At 35.8% G+C, this 23023-nt stretch carries 20 protein-coding genes; 13 read left to right on the plus strand and 7 right to left on the minus strand.

Translation table 11 applies throughout. From position 1 onward, the window contains the following. Positions 1 to 180 precede the first annotated feature (180 nt). From A6M14_RS03590 to A6M14_RS03635, 10 genes are all read left to right on the plus strand, one after another. Positions 181 to 756 carry a nitroreductase family protein gene (locus A6M14_RS03590; RefSeq protein ID WP_152873647.1) on the plus strand — a complete coding sequence of 192 codons (576 nt, stop codon included), beginning with the start codon at positions 181 to 183 and terminating at the stop codon, positions 754 to 756. A gap of 25 nt (positions 757 to 781) precedes the next feature. Further along, entirely contained in the window at positions 782 to 1855 is a 1074-nt protein-coding gene (locus A6M14_RS03595; protein ID WP_152873648.1) for an NAD(P)H-dependent glycerol-3-phosphate dehydrogenase, read from the plus strand. A gap of 88 nt (positions 1856 to 1943) precedes the next feature. Continuing rightward, positions 1944 to 2399, plus strand: a complete 456-nt coding sequence (locus A6M14_RS03600; protein ID WP_152873649.1) for a SixA phosphatase family protein — start codon at positions 1944 to 1946, stop codon at positions 2397 to 2399. Positions 2400 to 2625: 226 nt separating this feature from the next. Continuing rightward, the gene (locus A6M14_RS03605) at positions 2626 to 3627 is read left to right on the plus strand and encodes a quinone-dependent dihydroorotate dehydrogenase (RefSeq protein WP_152873650.1); all 1002 of its coding nucleotides are present in this window, start codon (positions 2626 to 2628) and stop codon (positions 3625 to 3627) included. 1 nt (position 3628) lies between these two features. Continuing rightward, the gene (locus A6M14_RS03610; RefSeq protein WP_152873651.1) at positions 3629 to 4213 is read left to right on the plus strand and encodes a CvpA family protein; all 585 of its coding nucleotides are present in this window, start codon (positions 3629 to 3631) and stop codon (positions 4211 to 4213) included. A 24-nt stretch (positions 4214 to 4237) separates the two neighbouring features. Beyond that, positions 4238 to 5776: an amidophosphoribosyltransferase gene (gene purF / locus A6M14_RS03615; protein WP_152873652.1), complete on the plus strand. Its 1539-nt coding sequence runs from the start codon at positions 4238 to 4240 to the stop codon at positions 5774 to 5776. A gap of 90 nt (positions 5777 to 5866) precedes the next feature. After that, positions 5867 to 7756, plus strand: coding sequence for a M48 family metallopeptidase (locus A6M14_RS03620; RefSeq protein ID WP_152873653.1), 1890 nt, complete (start codon positions 5867 to 5869; stop codon positions 7754 to 7756). An 89-nt stretch (positions 7757 to 7845) separates the two neighbouring features. Further along, complete coding sequence (locus A6M14_RS03625) at positions 7846 to 8484, plus strand: hypothetical protein (RefSeq protein WP_152873654.1); 639 nt, start codon at positions 7846 to 7848, stop codon at positions 8482 to 8484. Between the two features lie 11 nt (positions 8485 to 8495). Next, positions 8496 to 9473: a 2-hydroxyacid dehydrogenase gene (locus A6M14_RS03630; protein WP_152873655.1), complete on the plus strand. Its 978-nt coding sequence runs from the start codon at positions 8496 to 8498 to the stop codon at positions 9471 to 9473. 72 nt (positions 9474 to 9545) lie between these two features. Beyond that, positions 9546 to 10985 carry a M48 family metalloprotease gene (locus A6M14_RS03635; protein ID WP_378226822.1) on the plus strand — a complete coding sequence of 480 codons (1440 nt, stop codon included), beginning with the start codon at positions 9546 to 9548 and terminating at the stop codon, positions 10983 to 10985. Positions 10986 to 11104: 119 nt separating this feature from the next. On the opposite strand, the gene A6M14_RS03640 is transcribed toward A6M14_RS03635, so the two are convergent. Together A6M14_RS03640 and rpsU are read right to left on the minus strand one after the other, a co-directional pair. Beyond that, complete coding sequence (locus A6M14_RS03640) at positions 11105 to 11551, minus strand: GatB/YqeY domain-containing protein (protein WP_152873656.1); 447 nt, start codon at positions 11549 to 11551, stop codon at positions 11105 to 11107. A gap of 33 nt (positions 11552 to 11584) precedes the next feature. Beyond that, entirely contained in the window at positions 11585 to 11800 is a 216-nt protein-coding gene (gene rpsU / locus A6M14_RS03645) for a 30S ribosomal protein S21 (RefSeq protein WP_001136722.1), read from the minus strand. A gap of 146 nt (positions 11801 to 11946) precedes the next feature. Here rpsU and tsaD point away from each other — a divergent pair, with 146 nt between their 5' ends. Beyond that, entirely contained in the window at positions 11947 to 12963 is a 1017-nt protein-coding gene (gene tsaD, locus A6M14_RS03650; RefSeq protein WP_152873657.1) for a tRNA (adenosine(37)-N6)-threonylcarbamoyltransferase complex transferase subunit TsaD, read from the plus strand. A gap of 296 nt (positions 12964 to 13259) precedes the next feature. Further along, positions 13260 to 14483 carry an acyl-CoA dehydrogenase family protein gene (locus A6M14_RS03655; protein WP_152873658.1) on the plus strand — a complete coding sequence of 408 codons (1224 nt, stop codon included), beginning with the start codon at positions 13260 to 13262 and terminating at the stop codon, positions 14481 to 14483. 58 nt (positions 14484 to 14541) lie between these two features. On the opposite strand, the gene A6M14_RS03660 is transcribed toward A6M14_RS03655, so the two are convergent. From A6M14_RS03660 to A6M14_RS03675, 4 genes are all read right to left on the minus strand, one after another. After that, complete coding sequence (locus A6M14_RS03660; protein WP_152873659.1) at positions 14542 to 14868, minus strand: hypothetical protein; 327 nt, start codon at positions 14866 to 14868, stop codon at positions 14542 to 14544. A 200-nt stretch (positions 14869 to 15068) separates the two neighbouring features. Then, positions 15069 to 15386, minus strand: coding sequence for a hypothetical protein (locus A6M14_RS03665; RefSeq protein ID WP_152873660.1), 318 nt, complete (start codon positions 15384 to 15386; stop codon positions 15069 to 15071). A gap of 166 nt (positions 15387 to 15552) precedes the next feature. Further along, positions 15553 to 18177 carry a DNA mismatch repair protein MutS gene (mutS, locus tag A6M14_RS03670; protein ID WP_152873661.1) on the minus strand — a complete coding sequence of 875 codons (2625 nt, stop codon included), beginning with the start codon at positions 18175 to 18177 and terminating at the stop codon, positions 15553 to 15555. Between the two features lie 446 nt (positions 18178 to 18623). Beyond that, entirely contained in the window at positions 18624 to 19475 is an 852-nt protein-coding gene (locus A6M14_RS03675; protein WP_152873662.1) for a siderophore-interacting protein, read from the minus strand. A gap of 253 nt (positions 19476 to 19728) precedes the next feature. On the opposite strand from A6M14_RS03675, the gene A6M14_RS03680 reads away from it, so the two are divergent. Next, positions 19729 to 21639 (plus strand): AMP-binding protein, encoded by a 1911-nt coding sequence (locus A6M14_RS03680; RefSeq protein ID WP_152873663.1) that lies wholly within the window; start codon positions 19729 to 19731, stop codon positions 21637 to 21639. Between the two features lie 579 nt (positions 21640 to 22218). Here A6M14_RS03680 and A6M14_RS03685 read toward each other — a convergent pair. Next, on the minus strand, positions 22219 to 23023 hold an 805-nt coding region (locus tag A6M14_RS03685; RefSeq protein WP_241678033.1), incomplete at its 5' end, for a condensation domain-containing protein.

Here is a 23023-nt window from a genome sequence, read left to right on the forward strand (position 1 = left end):
TTAGTGTTTATAGTGAAGTAATTGTATGAAATTATAAACATTATGGTAGAAAACTGTGGTTGAGTTAAATTTACATTTATTTTAATGCATTATTGGGTGATCAAATAAAAATTAACTCATGTGGCGTATGGATGAGTTTATGCTAATCTTAATTAAATTTTTAAGCAGATTAAGAAGTCAATGACGGATACAGCGGTCGATATCATTCATCAAAATATTCATCAACGTCAGTCTATTGGTCACTTGGTTGAGCCAGCACCAAATTCAGAACAATTAGAAAAAGCATTTCTTGCGGCACTTACAGCACCAGATCATCATAGACTCAAACCAACCAGATTTGTCATTATTCCAGAAGATCAGCGAGATGCTTTTGGTGAGTTGTTGTCACAAGCTTTGGCAGATATGGGACAGACTGAAGTTGCACAATTAGAGCGTGTTAAGCATCATCCATATCGTGCGCCTTTATTGGTTTTGGCTTTAACTCAATTTGTTGATCATGCAAAAGTACCTTATTTTGAGCAAACCTTAAGTACGGGTGCTGCCATTCAAAACTTTTTACTTTCTTTACAATCACAAGGTTTTTCGACCATGTGGCGTAGTGGAGCTGTTGTTGAATCTAAACATTTCAAACAAGCTTTGAAGTTGGGTGAGAATGATTTAATTTCGGGCATTATTTATATTGGCACGGCAGTTAAAGCAATTCCGCCACGTACAGAAATAAATACGCATGATTTTGTTCGTTTTTGGAATAAATAAATTATAAATTTTAGGATGTAAATAAATGTCTGAATTGGATTTTGCGAGCTTAGCGGGTACAGAAAATCTGAATAAGCAAACAGGGTTGCGTGTAACGATTTTAGGTGGTGGTAGTTTCGGAACGGCAATGGCAAATACGGCTGTGCGTAATGGTTGCGATACGATCATTTGGATTCGTGATGAAGCAACAGCAAAAGAAATAAACGAAACGCATATCAATAAACGTTATTTGCCAGATTTTCCATTAGAGAAAAATTTAAAAGCGGTTTCTGATATTGAAGTGGCGGTACGCGATCGCGATATTATTTTAGTGGCAATTCCGAGTCATTCTTTCCGCGATGTTTTACGTCAAATTAAACCATTTATTAGTTCACAAGCAATTGTATCTTTAACAAAAGGTATTGAAGCCGATACTTTTAGTTTTATGAGTGACATTATTCAAGAAGAACTTCCTGAAGTTCCTTTTGGGGTGCTTTCAGGGCCAAACTTAGCCAAAGAAATTGTAGCGGGACAACCTGCGGGAACTGTTATTGCAAGTGATTCAGAGCTTGTGCGCAGCGCAGTTCAGCAAGCCTTGCATAGTGCTTTATTTCGCGTATTCGCAAGTGATGATGTAAATGGTGTCGAGTTAGGTGGTGCGCTTAAAAATATTTATGCTGTAGCAATGGGGATGGCTGCCGCATTTGAAGTGGGTGAAAACACCAAAAGTATGATTTTGACACGTGCTTTGGCGGAAATGAGCCGATTTGCTGTTGAATTAGGTGCGAATCCACTGACTTTCTTAGGTTTATCTGGTGTGGGTGATTTATTTGCAACCTGTAATAGTCCACTCAGTCGGAACTATCAAGTGGGTTTTTCACTCGGTAAAGGGAAAACTTTAGAACAAGCAACCACTGAATTGGGGCAAACGGCAGAAGGTATTAATACTATTGCTCAAGTTCGAACACGTTCTGAAGCGCTTGGTGTATATATGCCAATTACCTGTGCTTTATATGAAATTGTTTTTGAAGGTGCGCCACCAATATCTATCGCATTTTCTATGATGAAAACAGGGCATCGAAGTGATGTTGAATTTGTACTGCCACATCAACGTAGCTAAAAAATGAATAAGATGATGATAATTTATGATATCAAATTGTCATCATCTGCAGGTTATACTCTTTGTATATTCAGATAGGGATATTTTTATGCAGCTCACACTAGTTCGCCATGGCGAAGCGATTCCTGCAATTTTTGGTAATGATGAAAAAAGACCATTAACGCCTCGTGGTCATATACAAGCAGAAGAAACTGCAGATTATTTAAAAAACATAATAAAACCTGAAGTTTTTGTCGTTAGTCCTTTATTAAGAGCACAAGAAACACTCGCTCATTTGCAAAAACATTTTCAAGATGTACCTGTGGTAATTTGCAATACCATTAAACCTGAAGACGATGCAAAAGTTGCAGTAGAGTGGTTGTCACAATTGCCTTATGAATCGATTGCAGTGGTTTGTCATATGAATGTCATTGCGTATATTTCTTCAATTTTAACGTCAGATTCATTTCAGCCATTTTCTTTAGCTGAGGCACGAATTTATGATCAAGCTGTTATTGCGGCAGGGTTATCTACACAATTAAAAGCCTTTATTCCTCAGTCTTAGTATCGAAATTTTGTGAAATGTAAAAATGCTATGTTGTATTGATATTTATTACATAAATAACACAATAAAAATTAAGTGTTGATATGTGTTAATTTCTTAAAGTTGATCGTATGAATTATCGGCAATAGGGCATCAACTGGTAAAAATAAAACACTGCAAAGCATGGTGTTTTCTACGACCTATGCCTATAATGTGTCGACTTAAAAAGCAGTAGACTTTTACCGATATGTTGTATTCTCTTGCTCGCCCTTTGTTGTTTTCTTTAGCACCAGAGCGTGCACATGAGCTGACATTATCTTTATTGAAATCAACCCATAAAATGGGCTTGATGCGAAAAAATGTTCCCTCAAAACCTGTAATGTGTATGGGAATTCAATTTCCAAACCCTGTTGGTTTGGCTGCAGGTCTAGATAAAAACGGTGCATATATAGATGCATTAGCAGATTTAGGCTTTGGCTTTATTGAAATTGGTACCATCACACCACGTCCACAAGCAGGTAATCCACACCCTCGTTTATTCCGTTTACCAAAAGCGAAAGCCATTATTAACCGTATGGGTTTTAATAATGATGGGGTGGATCAACTCATTGAAAATGTTAAGGCATCAAAATTCAAAGGAATTTTGGGGATTAATATTGGTAAAAATGCGGATACGCCTGTTGAAAATGCAGTAGATGACTATCTCATTTGCTTAGAAAAAGTTTATAACTATGCATCGTATATTACGGTAAATATTTCTTCGCCTAATACGAAAAACCTGAGAAGCTTACAAAGTGGCGATGCTTTAACAGAATTGCTTTCAACTTTGAAAGATCGTCAGCTTGAATTGGCTGAAGAACATCAACATTACGTTCCTTTGGTTTTAAAAGTTGCGCCAGATTTAGAAGCTGAAGACATTCAATTTATTTCGAAACAGTTGATTGAGTTTAAGATTGACGGATTGATCGTTACAAATACCACTTTATCTCGTGAAGGTGTAGAAGGTTTACCTTTTGGCGAAGAAGCGGGTGGTTTATCTGGTGCGCCTGTATTTGAAAAGAGTACGGCATGTTTGTCTGCTTTTTCCAAAGCATTAAATGGTCAAGTTCCACTCATTGGTGTGGGTGGAATCCTGTCTGGTGAACAAGCTGTTGCGAAGCGTGAAGCGGGTGCAAGTCTTGTTCAGGTGTATAGTGGTTTAATCTATACAGGTCCAGACTTAATTAAAGATTGTATTAACGCGCTGTAATATGAATACATTAGATGTCTTTATATTGATCATTCTGCTCATTGGAGGGCTAAACGGTTTGCGACAAGGATTCATTAAAGCCTTTGCGAACTTGGTTGGATGGATTTTTGCACTCATTATTGCTGCAAAATACTCTTCAAGCCTAGCGCCTCTCATGATTCCACTGAGCTCAGATCCAGTCGTTCAAAAGATATCTGCGTTTGCTTTCATTGTTTTAGTGATTATTGTATCAACATGGATTGTGACATCCCTTTTAAATGGAATACTGAAATCGCTTAAGCTTGGGCCATTAAATAGATTGGCTGGCGGTGCATTTGGTACATTGAAAGGATTATTGGTTGTGCTTGTCACAATGCAAGGGATTGGACCTTGGGTTGAAAGCTCACCGCATTGGAAACAATCTAAATTCATACAACATTTACTTCCGTATGCACCTTGGGCAACTGAATTGTCTAAAGAAGCTGCAAATGAAGCTTTAAAGCACATGAAACCTGAAGATGCTCCGAAATCTTCGGGTTTATCATCTGAACATTCACAAAAAAGTAGTGAAAAATCAGATGAATCAACAAATAATCCTTTTTATTAATCCTAGCTTGTCTGCGAGGTTGTTATGTGTGGAATTGTTGGTATAGCTGGTAAATCGCCTGTTAACCAAATGTTGTTTGATGCTTTGACGATGTTACAACATCGTGGACAAGATGCGGCGGGTATCGTGACATGTCATGAAGGGCGTTTATTCCTTCGTAAAGACAATGGTATGGTTCGTGATGTGTTTCATACACGTCACATGCGTGCATTACAAGGTAATTACGGCATTGGTCATGTACGCTATCCTACTGCAGGTTCTTCAAGCAGTGCTGAAGCACAACCTTTTTACGTAAACTCTCCGTACGGTATTACCTTGGCACACAATGGTAATTTAACCAACGCAAAAGAAATACATGATGACTTATTCAAAACTGACTTACGTCATATGAATACAGATTCAGACTCTGAAGTGTTGCTAAACGTATTGGCACATGAGCTGCAAAATCGTGGTAAGTTAAACCCAACAGCAGAAGATATTTTCCATGTTGTAACGCGTGTACATGAGCGTTGTAAAGGTGGATATGCAGTTGTTGCAATGATCACAGGTCATGGCATTATTGGTTTCCGTGATCCAAATGGTATTCGTCCATTAATTTTAGGTTCACGTGACACAGAATTGGGTAAAGAATATATCTTGGCCTCTGAATCTGTTGCATTAACGTCTTTAGGTTTTAAAACAGAACGTGATGTTGTTCCTGGTGAAGCAATTTTTATTGATGCAGATGGTCAATTATTCACAAAACAATGTGCTGAAAACTCTGAATATCGTCCATGTATTTTTGAATATGTCTATTTCGCACGTCCAGATGCAACTATTGATGGTATTTCAGTTTACAAAGCGCGTTTGAAAATGGGCGAAAAACTTGCGCAAAAAATCTCGCGTGAGTGGGGTGAAGAACATGATATTGATGTTGTTATCCCAATTCCAGATACATCGCGTACTTCAGCCTTAGAACTTGCAAACTTCTTGGGTGTGAAATTCCGTGAAGGCTTTATGAAAAACCGTTATATCGGTCGTACATTTATTATGCCTGGTCAACAACAACGTGAAAAATCGGTTCGTCAAAAGCTGAACCCTGTTGAGCTTGAGTTCCAAAACAAAAATGTTTTACTTGTGGATGACTCCATTGTGCGTGGTACAACGTGTAATGAGATTATCCAAATGGCGCGTGATGCAGGTGCAAAAAAAGTATTTTTTGCTTCAGCAGCGCCAATGGTAAAATATCCAAACGTTTATGGTATTGATATGCCAGCAAGAACTGAGCTTATTGCATCAGGTCGTAGCGTTGAAGAAATTCGTGAAATTATTGGTGCAGATCGCTTAATTTTCCAAGATTTGGAAGATTTAAAAGATGCAGTAAGAACCACAAAAGTACCTGAAGTTAAAGACTTTGATTGCTCGGTATTTAATGGTGTTTATGTTGCGGGCGGTATTGATGAAGCATATTTAGATAATTTGCAAAATCAACGTAACGAAAGCGCAAAAAAACGTAAAGATGGTTATATTGACGTAAATGTTGATGCGGCATCTGTAGATTTGACAGGTTTGCAAGAAGAATAAATTTTTTCTTGTTCATAGAAAAGCGGGAAATTCCCGCTTTTTTAATTTATGATGTTCCTATAGACAGCAAAAATATTGGGAAAATTTACATTGAAGGATGTAAGTTATTATTTTATAAAAAATAAAAATATGGTTTTAACAACCTGTATTTGGGCTATTGCGGTCATTTTAACGCTTGGGATATTTAATATTCTTCTTGGGGTTGTTGTTCATTATTTTGATCAGAGCCAAGCCATCTTATTGAATGAATTTAGTCTGTGTTCTGTCATTATTATTTTTTCTATTATGTGTGTGTCTATAGCCATTGAATGCTATATCCATCGGTCGGGTGGACATTCTTTAGCAAAAAAATTAAAAGCACGATCTTTGAATTTTTTAGAAAGTACGCCAGAAGAATATGCAGCATTAACAATTGTTTCAAACTTAGCGAAAAAATTTAAAATAGAAACACCTGCTGTATATGTCTTGCCAGATGAAGTGGGTGTGAATGCCTTAACAGCGGGTTTTCATCCTAAAGATATCGTGATTATCTTAACGTGGGGGGCATTACAAAATTTAGATCAACAAGAGTTATATGGTCTGTTAAGTCATGAATTTAATCGTATTTTATCTGGCGAAACTGCAAAAAATACAAAAATTAAAATTTTATATAGTAGTTTGACCTCGTTTAGCCAGTTGGGAAGTAAATTGGCGAAAAGAGGGTTTAATCGGAACTATATGCAAGATCCGCATAAGCTTTCAACGGCTTTTATTGCATTGGGTGGTGTAATTTGGTTGGTGGGTAGCTTAGGTGTTTTGATTAATCGATTGGTTAAATACATCACATTAAGCGGGCGTACATTTGAAAATGATTTAAATACAAAAAAACTGATTAAAAATAATGCCAATATTCAAATTTTATTGCGTATTTATGTGCATCATGCAGGCTCGCAAATACATAGTGAATTTTCAGAATCTATCTCACATATGTGTTTTGCAAACTCTTTAAGCCCACAAAGTTGGATGAATATTCATCCAAGTATTGAAGCGAGGATTTTTGAATTAGATCCAGCTTTGGTTAAAGATTTACAGCTCGAAAATTTAAAAAAAATTCGTTATTTACCTTGGTTTAGTTTATTTCGCTCTTTAGAAGAGTTGAGTGCAGATTATGCCACGCCATGGGAATCACCACAGCCACTGCCATTGCTGCGCTTGTCTCCCATTAGTTTTGCATTGAAAGATGCCATTAAGCCTTTGAATCCTGAGGTTCGTGCGAACATGACTCGCCCAGAGTTAATTCAACGTGCGCTACAAACTTCTACAGGCTCACGTGAAGTGATGGTTGCCATTCTCATGATTCGCCAATATCGTGAATTTATTCCTGCAGATGCAGAAGTAAGTCGTGCAATTGTTGATGCATTATTAAATGAAGATGGACGTATTCATGTCGCTATTTTTCATGAGGCTTGTGGCAATATTGGTCGAATGCCTTTGAGTGTTGCGCGTCAATTTTTAACAAAACTGGCAAAAATCATTCAAGAAGATGGTGAAATTGGCTTATTAGATGCTTTGCTATTAGAGCGTGTAAAATATGAGTTAAACCTTTTACCAACCCATATTCCAACATCTTTAGCAGAAGTAAAACTTCATATCGTCCGCTTAATTGATGCACTTTTACATGTTCAACAAATTAATAGTGAAAGTCAGTTAGAAGTTCGAGAGAGAATATTAAGTCGAATTCTAACTCCAGAGGAAGTGGTTTTTTATGAAGATATTTCGGACGAGCCGATAGATTTAGCGGATATATTACAAGATATGTCGGGTTTATTATTGCGAGAACGCTTAAATATTCTAAGTATTGCTGAAGTTTGTTTATGGAATGATCGAATTATCACGCAAGATGAGCTTGATGTTTTAGAACTTTTATATTGGCGACTAGGTTTTGAAAGCGATGAAATTGTGGAATTGATGCATAAGAAAAACAGTTTGATCATTATTTAATTTAGTGGTTTAAATATAAGAGAAAATTAAACGTATTGTCGTTAGAATAGGCATAGAAATTTAATAGATAATTTAGTGTAGAAAATTTGATGATTGGGCATTCACGTGAAGTATTAGCAAGCTTAGGAATTGATGTTTGGATTTCTAGAGGAGCTGTGTGCCAAGAATTATCAAACCCAAGTATTTGGCGCGATCAAAATACTGTAGAGCTTGTGATGGAACAAATTCCTCATCACCAGCCGATTATTGAAAAAGTTCCACTTTTACCAGATCCAATTGTATCTTTTGAGTCTGAAAAAGTTCTTGAGCAATCAAAAGAAAAACCACTTGAGCCTATTATTGAGCAAGATGTTCGTCCTGCACTGAAAATAGAGTCATTTAATATTCAGGCTTTGGTTTTACCTTATTTGGTTATTTTAATGGAAGGGTCGAATATTACTGCTGACCAACAACTTTTGTGGGCAAATATACAGCGTGGCATTCATGCTGAATTTTCTGAATTAAATTGGCCATTTGCGCTACCAGATTTACAAGATGGTTATGCTGTTGAAAGTTATATCCAAGGTTTCTTGGATGTTATTTCCATGGATAAAAATATCTTAACTTTGGGGGAAATTCCCCATTATCAAAAATCGAACATTACACATTTGGCAAGTTTGCAAGAAATGTTAGATGAGCCTCTATTGAAAAAAAGGTTATGGAAATTTATACAAACTAAAACGGGATGAAAGGGAAAGCAATGCGTAAAAAAGTCGTGGTATTTAGCCAAATAGATTTAGAAGTATTAGAAAAACTTAAAGAAAAATATGATGTAAGTGTAATCAACCCTAAACTGGGTGATTTAAATGAACAAATATTAAAAGAAGTTACGCATGCAGATGCCTTAATTGGTGCAGGTCGCTTACTAAATGAAAGTAACCTACATTCTGCAACAAAGCTAAAAGTGATTTCTAGCGTAAGTGTTGGTTATGATAATTACGACCTAAATTATTTGAATGATAAAAATATTCTGCTGTGTAATACCCAGCATGTTCTAACTGAAAGTACCGCTGACTTGGCATTTACATTACTGATGAGTGCTGCAAGAAAAGTCCCATCACTTGATCGTTGGGTGAAAAATGGTGAATGGACACGTACAATCGGAGCTGATGAGTTTGGTCAGGATATTCATGGCAAAGCATTGGGTATTATTGGTTTAGGGCATATTGGTGCAGCAATTGCGAGACGGGGGTTTTATGGCTTTAATATGAATGTTTTATATCATAACCGTAAGCCAAAACCAGAGATTGCACATTCTTTAAGTGCGCAATATTGTAGTTTGACTGAATTGTTGCAGCGTTCCGATTATGTTGTTGTGGTGGTAGATTCAAATGCAGAATCTCAAGCATTAATTGGTGAAAAAGAACTCAACTTAATGCAGAAACATGCCGTCATTATTAATATTTCTCGTGGTGCTGTTATTGATGAAAATGCATTAATTCAAGCTTTGAAAAATAGAAAAATATTTGCAGCAGGTCTGGATGTTTATCAAACAGAACCATTACAAAGCTCTGAGTTATTTGAACTCGATAATGTGGTTACGCTACCGCATATTGGCTCAGCAACCGCAAGCACACGTAAAAAAATGGCAGAACTTGCTTACCAAAACTTGGTGGATGTTTTAGATGGGAAGCAACCACAATATGTTGTGAATGCTTCATTGTTATCAATGAAATAACACATCATTGCATATCTATTCATATTTGAATGCTATATTTTAATAGGTAGACATCATGGATAGAGATTAATTTTGAAAAAAATTATATGTGCAATTGGACTTGGTTTAAGTTCGGTAATGACATGTGCAGATGATCATTCATTTAATCAAAAAACTCAATTTGATGTTCCTGAAATTGGGAGTGGTGTTGGACTTTTAGATCAACAAAAAGAAAAATTTATTGGCGAAAAAGTTTACCGTGAAGTACAGCGTCAAATGCCTGTACTTCACAATCCATGGTTGGAAGATCAGTTATTTTCCATATTTACTCAAATTTTAAGTCAAACTCAGCTTTCTAAACCGGTGGGTTTGGTTGTGGTTAATGATAATCAAATTAATGCTTTTGCGGTACCTGGTGGTTTATTCGCATTAAATACAGGTCTTATTACATCTGCAAAAACAATGGACGAAGTGGTAGGGGTGATGTCGCATGAAATTGCACATGTTACACAACGTCATTACAGTCGTTCGCAAGAAGCATTCAAAGGACAAGGATTATTAGCGCTTGCAGGTATTCTGGTGGGGGCTTTGGTTGCTACGCAATCAGACTCCAATGCAGGTGCTGCTGTTATGTTGGGTTCGCAGGCTGCGCTTATTGATAAACAGCTTTCTTATAGTCGTAATCAAGAGCGTGAAGCTGACCGTATTGGTATGCAATATATGTATGCTGCAGGATATAACCCTGAGGGTATGGCGGACTTTTTTGAGGTGATGAACCGTGCCACTGCTCGTGTAAGTTATTTACCTGATTTTTGGTTTACACATCCACTTACAACAGAACGAATGAGTGAGGCACGTTTACGGGCGAGGCAATTACCCAAAGTACGACAAAAGCTAGATCAGACTGATTTTGAAATATTAAAACAATATACGGCAGTGCTATCGAATCAACGTACTGAACAACAGCTTAAAAATTTGGTATCTACAAATAGTGTGGCAAGTTATATTGCACTTGCTGCGTATTATTTAAATTCAGGTGAATATGTTGCTGCACAAAATGCATTAAATGAAGCTAAAAAACACAATAAATCTCATAACTTATTAACGTTAATTCAAACGGATATTTACTTGGGTCAAAATAAGATTGATTTAGCATTGAATGAAATTCAATCTTTAGCGAATGTCACTCCAGAAAATCGTGCATTAAATTTTAAGCTTGCAGAAGTATTGATTCGAAAAAATATGCAATCGGAAGCTCAGGCAGCAATTCAAAGATTTATAAGAAAGAATCCAATCGATTCGGCAGCATGGTTGTTGATGCAGCAATCTGCTAATGCAGATAAGACAAATCCTTTACGAACCGTTAATGTATTGAGATATAGGGCAGAAGTGCAGTATTGGACAGGTTGGGAGGATGACGCGATTAAATCTTTATTACATGCGCAGCGTTTATCTAAGGAAAATTTAGCCATGTCGGAGACAATTAAAAAGCGTTTAACTGAAATGCAAAAAGAAAGGCAGTATAGGGTATAAAAAGAAACGGTAATGAGTTTAAAGGGGGTAATTATTTTATTTTAGTGGTATTTTAAATTTGACGTTATGAACTGACTTTCTACAAAGACAGTTCAACGTAATTTCACTGATTTAAGATATTAAGCCAGTTTCGCTTTAATTTTGCTAGAAACTAGAGAAGGATCGGCGCGCCCGGCTATGAGCGGACGCAGAGAGTTCATCACCTTACCCATATCTTTCATGCTAGTAGCTTCTTGCGCAGAGATAGTTTGCGCAATGATAGAATCAAGTTCTTCCTCAGTCATAGCTTCTGGTAGAAATTGAGATAAAACCTCAAGTTCGGCTTGTTCTTTACTAGCTAAATCATCTCGATTAGCACCTAGAAAGGCTTTAATCGATTCTTTACGTTGTTTTATTTGCTTTTCAATGACCGCAAGAACTTGAGCGTCGTCAAGTTCAACACGATCATCGACTTCGATTTGCTTAATTGCCGCCTGCAGACCACGAATTACCGTTAACGTTGACATTTCTTTAGCACGCATTGTTGCTTTCAAAACGTCTGTTATTTGGTTTTTTAAAGTAGTCATTTAGTTATCCAGGCAGTCAATCACAAATTAATCTTAGTAAAGGCGAGTAGTACGTACTGATTCACGCGCCAATTTCTTTTGGTAGCGTTTAACAGCAGCAGCTTTTTTACGTTTACGTTCTTGAGTTGGTTTCTCGTAGAATTCGCGTTTACGAACGTCAGCTAAAACACCAGCTTTTTCGCATGAACGTTTGAAGCGACGGATAGCTACGTCTACTGGTTCGCCTTCTTTCAATTTAACTTGTGGCATGAAGAATCCTCATTAAGTTATGGATAAGATCTAGACTGGATTGTCTTAGATCACAAGTGAAGTGCAGTATTTTACTCATTTACATCTCATACCACAAGTCTATAATAGGTCTCGCATTTGATTTGATACAATTTATAGGCAATTTAATGATCGTTTTGGGCTTAGAAACGTCTTGTGATGAAACAGGACTTGCGTTGTATGACAGCGAGTTAGGGTTACGAGGGCAGGTACTTTACAGCCAAATTAAATTGCATGCTGAATATGGTGGTGTTGTACCAGAGCTTGCATCTCGTGATCATGTTAGAAAGTTAATTCCATTAATAAATCAATTGCTTGAAGAAAGTAATTTAAAGAAATCTGAAATTGATGCGATTGCTTATACTCGTGGTCCAGGCTTAATGGGCGCATTAATGACAGGAGCTTTATTTGGTCGAACCTTAGCTTTTGCTTTAAATAAACCTGCAATTGGCGTTCATCATATGGAAGGTCATATGCTTGCGCCATTATTGTCTGAAACTCCTCCAGAATTTCCGTTTGTCGCTTTATTGGTCTCTGGTGGGCATACACAATTGATGGCTGCATATGGAATTGGGCAATATGAGCTACTCGGTGAGTCTATTGATGATGCAGCAGGTGAAGCATTTGATAAAGTAGCGAAAATGTTGAAATTGCCATATCCAGGTGGTCCAAACATTTCCAAGCTTGCAGAACAAGGGAATAAAGAAGCGTTTGAGTTTCCACGACCAATGTTGCATCAAGGGTTAAACTTTTCATTTAGCGGCTTAAAAACAGCAGTTTCCGTACAGCTTAAAAAGCTTAATGGTGAAGAGCATGATGCAGACATTGCAGCAAGTTTCCAAGAAGCACTTGTAGATACTTTGGTGAAAAAATCTGTAAAAGCCTTAAAGCAAACAGGTTTAAAGCGATTAGTGATTGCTGGTGGTGTAAGTGCGAACAAGCGTTTGCGTGAACGTTTAGAAGCAGGTTTATCAAAAATTAAAGCACAGGTTTATTATGCAGAACCTGCTTTATGTACTGATAATGGTGCGATGATTGCATTTGCAGGTTATCAACGTTTGAAAAACGGGCAAACGGATGGTTTATCTGTAACCACTACACCACGTTGGCCAATGACGGAATTAACAAATCCGAATCAGGCTTAGTTAAACTTCATCAGAGAATCTTATAAATAAAAAAGAGGCTTAATGCCTCTTTTTTATTTTGAAATTTTAATTTTTAAAATATAGCTCACATCTACTTATATATTTTTGAATAAAAGGATCATTTATATGGTTTTAAAAAAATGAAACGGATGGTTTTACCATTTTTATTGTAATGGAAATCGATTAAAAATATATCTAAAAAACGTCATTCTTAATCACATTTGCTTGGTTGGTATTTTCTCATTTTAAAAATAACCTTGAACAAAATAGAGCGTTTTAAATTTTGGAGAATATGGATGACTGTATTTATTGACCCGAGTCAAAATAAAATAAATAGAAAATATGACTATATTGAGAGTCAGGAATTTAAAGACTTTTTAAACTTTTTAGAACAAGATGCCAATGAACGTCAAATATTGGGTGGGGCTGCACCCTATAAAGCTATTGAGAAAATAAAAGAACTTAAATTAGGTGCGTTAAGACTACCGATTGAACTTGGCGGAAAAGGCGTAAGTATTGAGGAACTATTTAAAATTTTTATTGAAATTGCTCAGTTTGATAATGATATTCCACAAATATTACGCTCACATTTTCAATTTGTTGAAGATTTATTAAAATCGAATCATGCAAAATTTCAAGCACATTGGATTGAAGAGATTCTTAAAGGAAAAGTCATTGGTAATGCATTTACTGAGCCTGTCAGTTCGGCTGTTGTTGGTAGTGGAGAGTATCAAACAAGACTAGTAAAAGTAGAAAATCACTACGAAGTAACGGGCACTAAAATATTTTCTACAGGTACACTTTATGCAGACTATGTATCTATTCGTGTAAGTGATGAAAATAATTTAGGTTTATCTGTCATTGTTCCAACAAATAGAAAAGGTGTTTTACGTTTAGATGATTGGGATGGAATAGGGCAAAAATTTACGGCAAGTGGAACAACAAAATTCGATAGAGTAATTGTCAATTCAGACGAAATTCATCCTATTGAGGCTGAACAAGTCAAATTTAAACCATTTACCCAATTGTTATTACATTCTGTGATTGCAGGAATTGTGAAAGCCATTGCACGTGAAGCAACAGATTTAGTTAAAAGCCGTCAACGGACTTTTGTTTATGCGGTTCATCAAGACCCAAAACAAGATCCTTTGTTGTTGGAAAAAGTTGGTGAAATTGTTGCATCTTCATATATTGTTGAAAATGCCGTATTAAGTGCAGCACATGCACAAGATCGAGCATTTAAAACAACGAAGGATGGTATTACAGATTATCAACTCAGTCATCAAGCTGCATTGGAGGCATCATTGGTTAAAATATCAATTGAACCATTGGCATTAAAAGCAGCAAGTTTATTATTTGATGTTACTGGTGCTTCATCTACACGCTTAAAATATGATTTAGACCGTCATTGGCGCAATATTCGAACGCTGGCTTCGCATAATCCTGCTCAATTTAAAGCGTATGCAGTGGGAAATTTATGGGTGAATGGTACTGATTTGCCGAATAATGTTTATTTCTAAGTTTGTTCATCATTAAATTAAAAAAAGCTCATAAAAATGAGCTTTTTTTCATCTTAAATTAAGATTTTTTAAAATAAGAAATGGTTAAATTTATACAAATTCCAAGCTGTAAAAGAATAAAGCTGAAACCTAAAAACTTCCATAAATGGGTAGGGACTTGTTTCATCACATCTAGAAATAATGCTATGAATGCAATAAGTACCAAAGATAAAGCAGATGCATGAATATATTTATTGGGTATTGCTTTTTGATAAATAAAATATCCAACAAAGACAAAACCTAAAAAGAATATAGGTTCAATAAATTGTGAAAGCTGATCTTTTGTCAGGAACAAATTGCCAATCATGGTTAGTATGACAACACAAATCACCATGGCAAATAACATGCTCATTCCAAAGGCAAAAAATTTGAAGTTCATAAGTGATATAGGATTGTCTGAAAGTGCAGTACTTTAAGGAATAATGAAGTACTAAGCAAAATTTTTTTATAATCTAAGTTATAAAAATAAAATAGAGACTAATTGTTTTTATTATTAATGCAAAGATACGTAATCGAGTAATATCGATTACGTATCTTAAATCGATATTACTTAGCTTGGTTAATGCCAACTAAGAATTGACTGCATGTAGAATCAGGTGAAGCAGCATCAACTTGTGCCTTAGTTAGCGCCAATTTTGATGCAACTGAAGCATAGCTTTTATTCAGTTCTTGACCTGTTAAAGTACCAAGTTCTTTTACTTGTTCAGCTGTAAGTAATTTGTTGTCAACAGCTTGGGTGATAATTGTACATGCAGTTGTTGCAGCAACATATCGAGCTGTTAATTGTGAATAAGAAACATAACCAGCAATTGAACCAATCGCTAAGCTAATAACAATTAGCAAAGCAGCTTGACTTTTTTTCATTATATAAAGCCTATAATTTATGAATAAAAATATACTTTATATTAAAATAATGTGATTAACTTTACGTTTTTAATTATTAATTTGTTGTTTTTGTGTACAAATATAAAAAATAAAGACCTGTAATAATGATACAAGTCCTTATTTTTTACTTGAAGGGAAGTGTAAATTAAAGTTTTTCTTTCAATGCATATAATTGTTCAAGCGCTTGTCTTGGCGTTAAATTATCGACATCAATAGACTGAAGATATTCTAAAGCAGGAGATTGCTTCTCAATTTCAATAATACGCTCCACAACTTCAACTTCGGGTTCTATCGTAAATAAATCATTTTGCACCGATGTATTTACATTTTTGTGCTGTTGTTTTTCTAGAATTTTTAATCGGCTTTGTGCATCCTTAATGACATTTGCAGGTATGCCTGCTAATTTTGCTACTTGTAAACCATGACTCTGACTTGCAGGACCTTGCTGAACTTTATGCAATAAAATCAAATTTCCATTTAATTCTTTGGCTGTTACATGGTAGTTGTCTATTCCTATTTCTTTACTGAGTTCAGTTAATTCGAAATAGTGCGTAGCGAAAAGACATAAACATTTAATACGTTTTGTGAGATCTAGAACACATGCCCACGCCAAAGATAAACCATCATATGTACTTGTTCCACGACCTACTTCATCCATAAGCACTAAAGATTGGTTGGTGGCATGATGAAGAATTTGCGAGGTTTCAGTCATTTCAACCATAAAAGTTGATTTGCCCGTAGATAAATCATCAGCAGATCCAATACGTGTAAAGACACGATCAATAGGACCTAATATTGCCGATTGAGCAGGAACATAGCTTCCACAGTATGCAAGTAGGGCAATTAAAGCAGTTTGACGCATAAAGGTAGATTTACCACCCATATTTGGCCCAGTCACAATTGCCATGCGATGACTAAAATCTAAAGTGGTGTCATTTGGTGTAAAGGCAGATTTACTTAACTCTTCAACAACAGGATGACGACCTGCAACAATTTTGAAACCAATTTCAGGGCTAAATTCAGGTCTATTCCAACGACGTAAACGCGCTTGATGAGCAAAATTGGCAATCATATCAATTTGAGCAATTGCACTGCTCATCATTTGTAAATGACCAATATCGGTACGTAATTCTTCTAATAGCATTTCGAAAAGCATTTTTTCACGTGCAAGTGCGCGTGATTCACTTGATAAGACTTTATCTTCAAATGATTTTAATTCTGGTGTGATATATCGCTCTGCATTCTTGAGCGTTTGACGACGAATATAATGATCGGGAGCTTGCTCGGCTTGCGAACGTGTTAATTCGATGTAATAGCCGCTTACACGGTTATAGCCAATTTTTAGAGTAGAAATACCTGTGTTTTCACGCTCTTGAATTTCTAAATCAATAAGGAATTGACCTGCATGATCTCGGATTTTACGGAGTTCATCAAGTTCGCTGTCAAAGCCTTCTGCAATGACATTTCCATCACGAAGTAAAACTGGTGGATTCTCAACAATTGCAGATATTAAGCGTGTATGTAATCCATGAAAATCGCCTAACTCTTCATTTAATTGTTGAAGTAATTTAGATTGATTTGCTGAAATAATCGGTTGAAGTGCATGTCTTAAAAAGGGAATTTGAGCACATGTTTGACGTAGTTGTACTAAATCACGTGGACGCGCGCTGCCTAAAGCAATACGGCTTAAAACTCGCTCAACATCCCCAATTTCTTTTAAAACTAAACGTACAGGTGCTTCGTGATAGCCTTTAAGTAATACTGAAGTTCCGTCTAAGCGCTCATCTAAAATAGCGGTATCACGTAGCGGTTGCATCAGTGTGCGGCTCAATAAGCGACCACCCATTGCAGTTTGGCAATCATTAATGAGCTGGAATAATGATGTGCCATGTTCGAATAAAGGTTCAACTAACTCTAAATTACGACGGGTCACAGGGTCTAATGCAATAAAATCGCTACTTTGTTCGAGCTTAATAGAACGAATATGTGGTAAGGCTGTTTTTTGAGTTTCTTTGGCGTAGTGAATTAATGCAGCTGCAGCAGCTTTCGCAAGCGGTAAATGGTCTATACCAAAACCAGAAAGCGTAGATACACCAAGTTGATCGCATAAGGTTTTCTGAGCATTGTTAAAATTAAAATCAACATTTGGACGCTTGGTAATAGGGCAGTCTAAAAGTTGTTTAATATTTTCAATAATATTTGGATCTACAATATTCTCATCAACCAAAATTTCACTTGGCATTAAACGTGAAAGTTCGATGTTAAGTTGATCTATTTGAAGCGCTTGTTGTTGGACTTTAAAAATACCTGCGCTGATATCAAGTAAAGCGATACCAATTTCATTTTGTTGAATACAGATAGAAACAAGATTTGAAGATTGGTGTGCCGTAAGAAGCGCATCATCGGTGAGCGTGCCTGGTGTAATAATTCGTACAACGCCACGTTCTACAGGTGCTTTTCCTGTTACTTCACCAATTTGTTCACAAATTACAACGGTCTCGCCTTTTTTCACTAAACGAGCCAAATACCCTTCAGCTGCATGATAGGGTACACCAGCCATAGGAATTGGGTCACCATTGGCTTTTCCACGATGGGTAAGTGTAATACCTAATAATTTGGCTGCTTTTTTTGCATCATCAAAAAATAATTCGTAAAAATCGCCCATGCGATAAAACATTAATGAGTGAGGATGCTGCATTTTTATTTTAAGGTATTGCTGCATCATGGGTGTGTGGTTTTCAATATTTATTATGCTATTATTATCTTTCATTGCTATAAAACCCTTTATTTACAATGTGTTTGATAGTTTTTAACATAAAAATAATATCCGAAGGTGTGTTAGTGAATTTGATGAAATTCGATCTAAACTAAAACATTAGTGTAGGCGGCTTTAGTATAGATTTTTTTAGTTTAAACTACCGACCATTCCTGATCAATCTTGGAAAATCGGCAGTTTGAAAAAGGATAACAAAAAAAGTCAATATTTCTCTGAGTGTTAGAATAGATCGTGCAAAAGATCATCCAAATACAATAAAAAAAGTACTTTTAGTGAAAGCTATTGAAAAAATGAAAGTAGGTAATACAGATAAATCAGATATTGGATAGTATATAAGGTTAAGAGTGCATTATAGTAAAGTAGGAGTAAGGACTTTTTGCCTGACCATTCCTTTATTTGCATTAAATTCTGTTATATTTTTTAGAACATCGTTACATTTCTTAATTCGGCATATCTAAATCATCATATTCCGCCAAATTTTTACCTTGTTGAGTATGTTGTAAATAATGGTTTTCACGGACTTTATCCAACACTGAGCTTGATACACCTGCTTTCCAATATCCTGAAATCTTCACATCATTTTTATCCATTTTTTGATTTTCTAAAAAGAAATCACGTAATGCTCGAGCTTCACTCCGTTCGCAAGCTGCCCAAATCGTTTTATTTGTATAATCATTTATTTGTAATGCTGAAGCAAATAACCAGCCCTTTTGATGATGATTGGTCTTATGATGAAAATGAATTTGGATTTGATCGAATATAACTAATTGCTGAATAATATTTTCTTCAAAACTTTCAATATAAAGATCAGCACTGACGCCATGCTGCCAATGTTGCAAAATAGAATAAATCGCTGGGATCGCCGTATCATCAGCAAACATCACGACGTGTTTATCTGGGGAGAAATTAGGGGAAAAATGTGGGCGTGGTCCAATGATATTAATACTATCGCCAACCTGAACTGTATTTAACCACTGCATAGCAGGGCTAAAGTCTGCATGTTTGACTAAATCAATTTCTATTTCAGATTTTTCTGCATCAAATGCTCTTACAGTATAAACACGAGAAATAGGCTGATGACCGTCATTATTGGTAAAGAGCAGTCTTAAAGCAACGTTGGGAAGTAGCCATAATTCAGCTTGAGAAGTGTCAATTTTACCCCTAATTCTTGAGATAGATGAAAAGGGTTGAGTGATTGAGACGATGGACATTTCAATTTGTTGCATATCATGACGCGCAGCATTTTTATCTGTTAATGATTTTGAATTTTGTTTAGATGTTACTGTACTCATGCTAATAACCTTTTGAAGATCGAAAACACGCAAGTTGGTGATCTTTTATTTGAGCCATTCAGTTCACTAAGATAAAGTAAGATGGTATAAATGTAAATAATAATTATTATCATTTAAAAGGTGCTTAAAACGGTTTAATATATTTCGATTAGGCAAAAGGCAGACTTAGACACAGATCCTAATCATTGTTCCTAGTAGGCTTTAGTCTCTCTCAATTACAGTATTAAATAAAAAAGATAGAGGAAATTTACTGATGAAAGTAGATATTGATCACATGTTTGAAATGAATAATTCATATAAAAATACGGTTAAATCACAGCTTGAAATTATAGAAAATGATCATGACCTTGCTGGTGTTTTAGATTATCTACATTGCATTCAACAGCATTTGTTTTTTCAGCCCTTGAGTAAAACCGCACTAATTTATGATGAAAAATGTATTAGCTATACTGAGTTAGCACATCAAGTTAATCAGATGATGTTGGCATTGGATCGACTTCAACTCAAAAAAGGCGCAGTGGTAGCTATTCAATTAGGTAAAAGCCCCGAATATATTTATAGTGTTTTAGCTTGTGCTTTAAAAGGTTTGATCTGGTTACCGATAGACATGGATTCACCAGCACTACGACGTGAATATTTATTGGCAAATAGCCGAGTTGATTTGGTCGTTTCGAAGCAGTCGATTGAAAATTATTGTTATGTGTTGACAGATGAAATATTTAGTGAAAATACGCATAATTTTTCACAGTTAAGTACTGAAAAAGTTAATCCAACGTCTCTGATGACTTATAGCATGAGTCGTGATGCAGCTTATTATCTATATACCTCAGGCAGTACAGGTACACCTAAATGTGTAGTTCTTAATAATCGAGCAACTGCCAATGTGATTGAGCAAAGTATTGAAAAATGGCAGATGACTGCGGATGATGTGATTATGGCTGTCACGCCATTTCATCATGATATGTCTGTATTTGATGTTTTTGCATCTATGTCATTGGGAGCAACTTTAGTGATTCCAACGGCAGAACAAAGTAAAAATGCGCTGGCATGGGCAACGTTAGTAGAAAAAAACCAGATCTCGATATGGGTTAGTGTACCTGCAATTGTAGATATGTTGTGTAGTGTCGCCTATCCAGCTCAATTGCAGTCTTTGCGTTTGATTGCGCAAGGTGGGGACTATATCAAAGTAAATTTGATTGAAAAATTACGCTTACATTTACCCAATGCTCGATTATTTTCCTTAGGTGGACCGACCGAAACTACGATTTGGAGTATTTGGCATGAGATAAAAAATGCTGATCAGGATATTATCCCTTATGGTAAAGCACTGAAACATAATCAATATTTTATTTTAAATGAAAAAATGCAAGTTTGTCAGGTGGGTGAAGTTGGTCGTATGTATATGATCGGGACAAATTTATCTAACGGTTATCTTTTAGATGGAAAAATCAGCCAAAAAGATTTCGTACCTATCAGCATTTCAGTTGGCACAACTGAGATTGCATTTAGAATGAGTGATCTAGGTTATGTTCGAACAGATGGAAATATCATTTTTGCTGGACGAGAGGAAGGGTATCTCAAGGTTAAGGGGGTGCGTATCTCAGCAACTGAAGTAGAAATGGCTTTGATGAAATATACACCGATTCAAGAAATCGTGATAGTTTGCTGCACTCATCCTCAAACTGAGATTACTGAATTGGTTGCGATGTTTAGTTTGACAAATGTCCAAAAAAAAATAGATATTCAAGATTTGAAATGCCAGTTAAAAAATTATCTACCTCATTCACATATTCCCACAAAATGGTATTGTGTAGATCATTTACCTTTAACGCAAAATGCCAAAATTGATCGAAAGTTATTGCAAAAAATAGCTCAGGAACAACTGTATCCTCAAGCTCAAAATTTAAAAAATAAGCACATTGCTTTAGAGCATATTTCAGATACGGTTATGGATATTTTTCGGGAAATTGTTAAACATGAATTTTCATCTAATATTTTTTATCAAACTGAAATTCTTCGACTCGGAATCCGTACTAAACAATTAAAACAAATCGCTGAAAAAATCTCTGAAAAATATGATATTCGTTTGGACTTTTACGCACTTGCCAGTTGTAAGACCGTACAAGACGTGGTCAATCAAGTACAAAGAAAGAGATTAAATTGATCGTTGAGAGATTTAGTTAATTTATTAGAAATATAGAATAAATTTTCTGTAGATGCGGAATATTACTTTAATAACATTAAATAAAAAATGATGATTACACAGCCATTATTTTGTCTTTTTGATTATGAGTGGTTTGTGTAGGTAATCTACCTAACTTTTAAGGATGAGGCTGCAAAAAATCTCTGTTGGGCAGATGGACTACGTTCTTGTAATCCCTGTCCAACGAACGGAATTTTACTTTGTCACGGTAGTAGATTCTATCGTGAATTCGGATTTGAGTAGTTGATATCGCAAGTTAAATTTAGAATTTCATTTCAATAAGAAACCTATTCAATTTATTTTATATTCGCTTAATTTAATTCAAATCGTTTAGTCCTTTCCCTTTAGGGGGAAGAGCTACTTCGTAAGGGGGGATTAAAGAATTCTCACAGTTAATTCGTTTGTGTGGATACCTATTTTGTTAAAGGGTAAGCCTTCTTCTGACTGTATCTTGCATTGCGATTAAAGCAGTGCTTTGATTCTTGATCAGAGAGAAGGATGTTTGGTCTTTTTATTAAATGGATAAACGATCTAAACCGTTTATTTGATATTTAATTCATTCAAGATTTTTTGAATGGTTTTGCTAATTTGCTCAACAAGCGCTGTTGGATAACGATGCGTTTGATAAGTCACAATGAGACTTAATTGATGTTGATCGTTGATGAGATTGTCCATGATTTCAAAATGTAGTCCAAACATAGATTCATTACGCTCAGGCAAAATTTGTCGATATTGAATATCACCTTGAGGTGTTTTAAATGCTCCATTGAGTGCATTATTTGAGTGAATATGGATATAAACATCAAAGATTAATCCATAGTCATCAGCCAAGCCCAAAGCTTTTTGAATGTAATTGATTGGGATATCTGCATAAGCCATCGATTCATTCAACATCTGACTGGTTTTTTCAAGAAGCTGTGCAAAGTTTTGTTCAGGAGAGAACAGAGTACGATGCGCCACCATTGTGGTTAAATAACCGACAGTATCAAAGAAATATGGATCTGTACGACCAGAAGCGGATGTTCCGATCACAATCTCTTTTAGATCGCCAGCCTTTTGTAGTGCGCTGATAATTGCAGTGTAAATCACACTAAAAATAGAGGAATGATGCAACCTAGAAAATGCTGAAATGCTTTGATAAGTCTCTGGACTAAATTTCAACTCTAGCCATTCGACTTTCGGTTTAAGCATTGATTTGGCAGTTGAAGTTGCTGGTTTTTTTAGATCTAAACCATACGTCGCACCTTCTAACATCTTTCTCCAATACTGGATATGTTCAGGATTTAAGCCATTCTTTTGTTGTGAGATCGCCAATTCATGAATGCTATAGCTAAATACTAAATAA

This window comes from Acinetobacter portensis (assembly GCF_009372215.1).
Taxonomy (GTDB): Bacteria; Pseudomonadota; Gammaproteobacteria; order Pseudomonadales; family Moraxellaceae; genus Acinetobacter; species Acinetobacter portensis.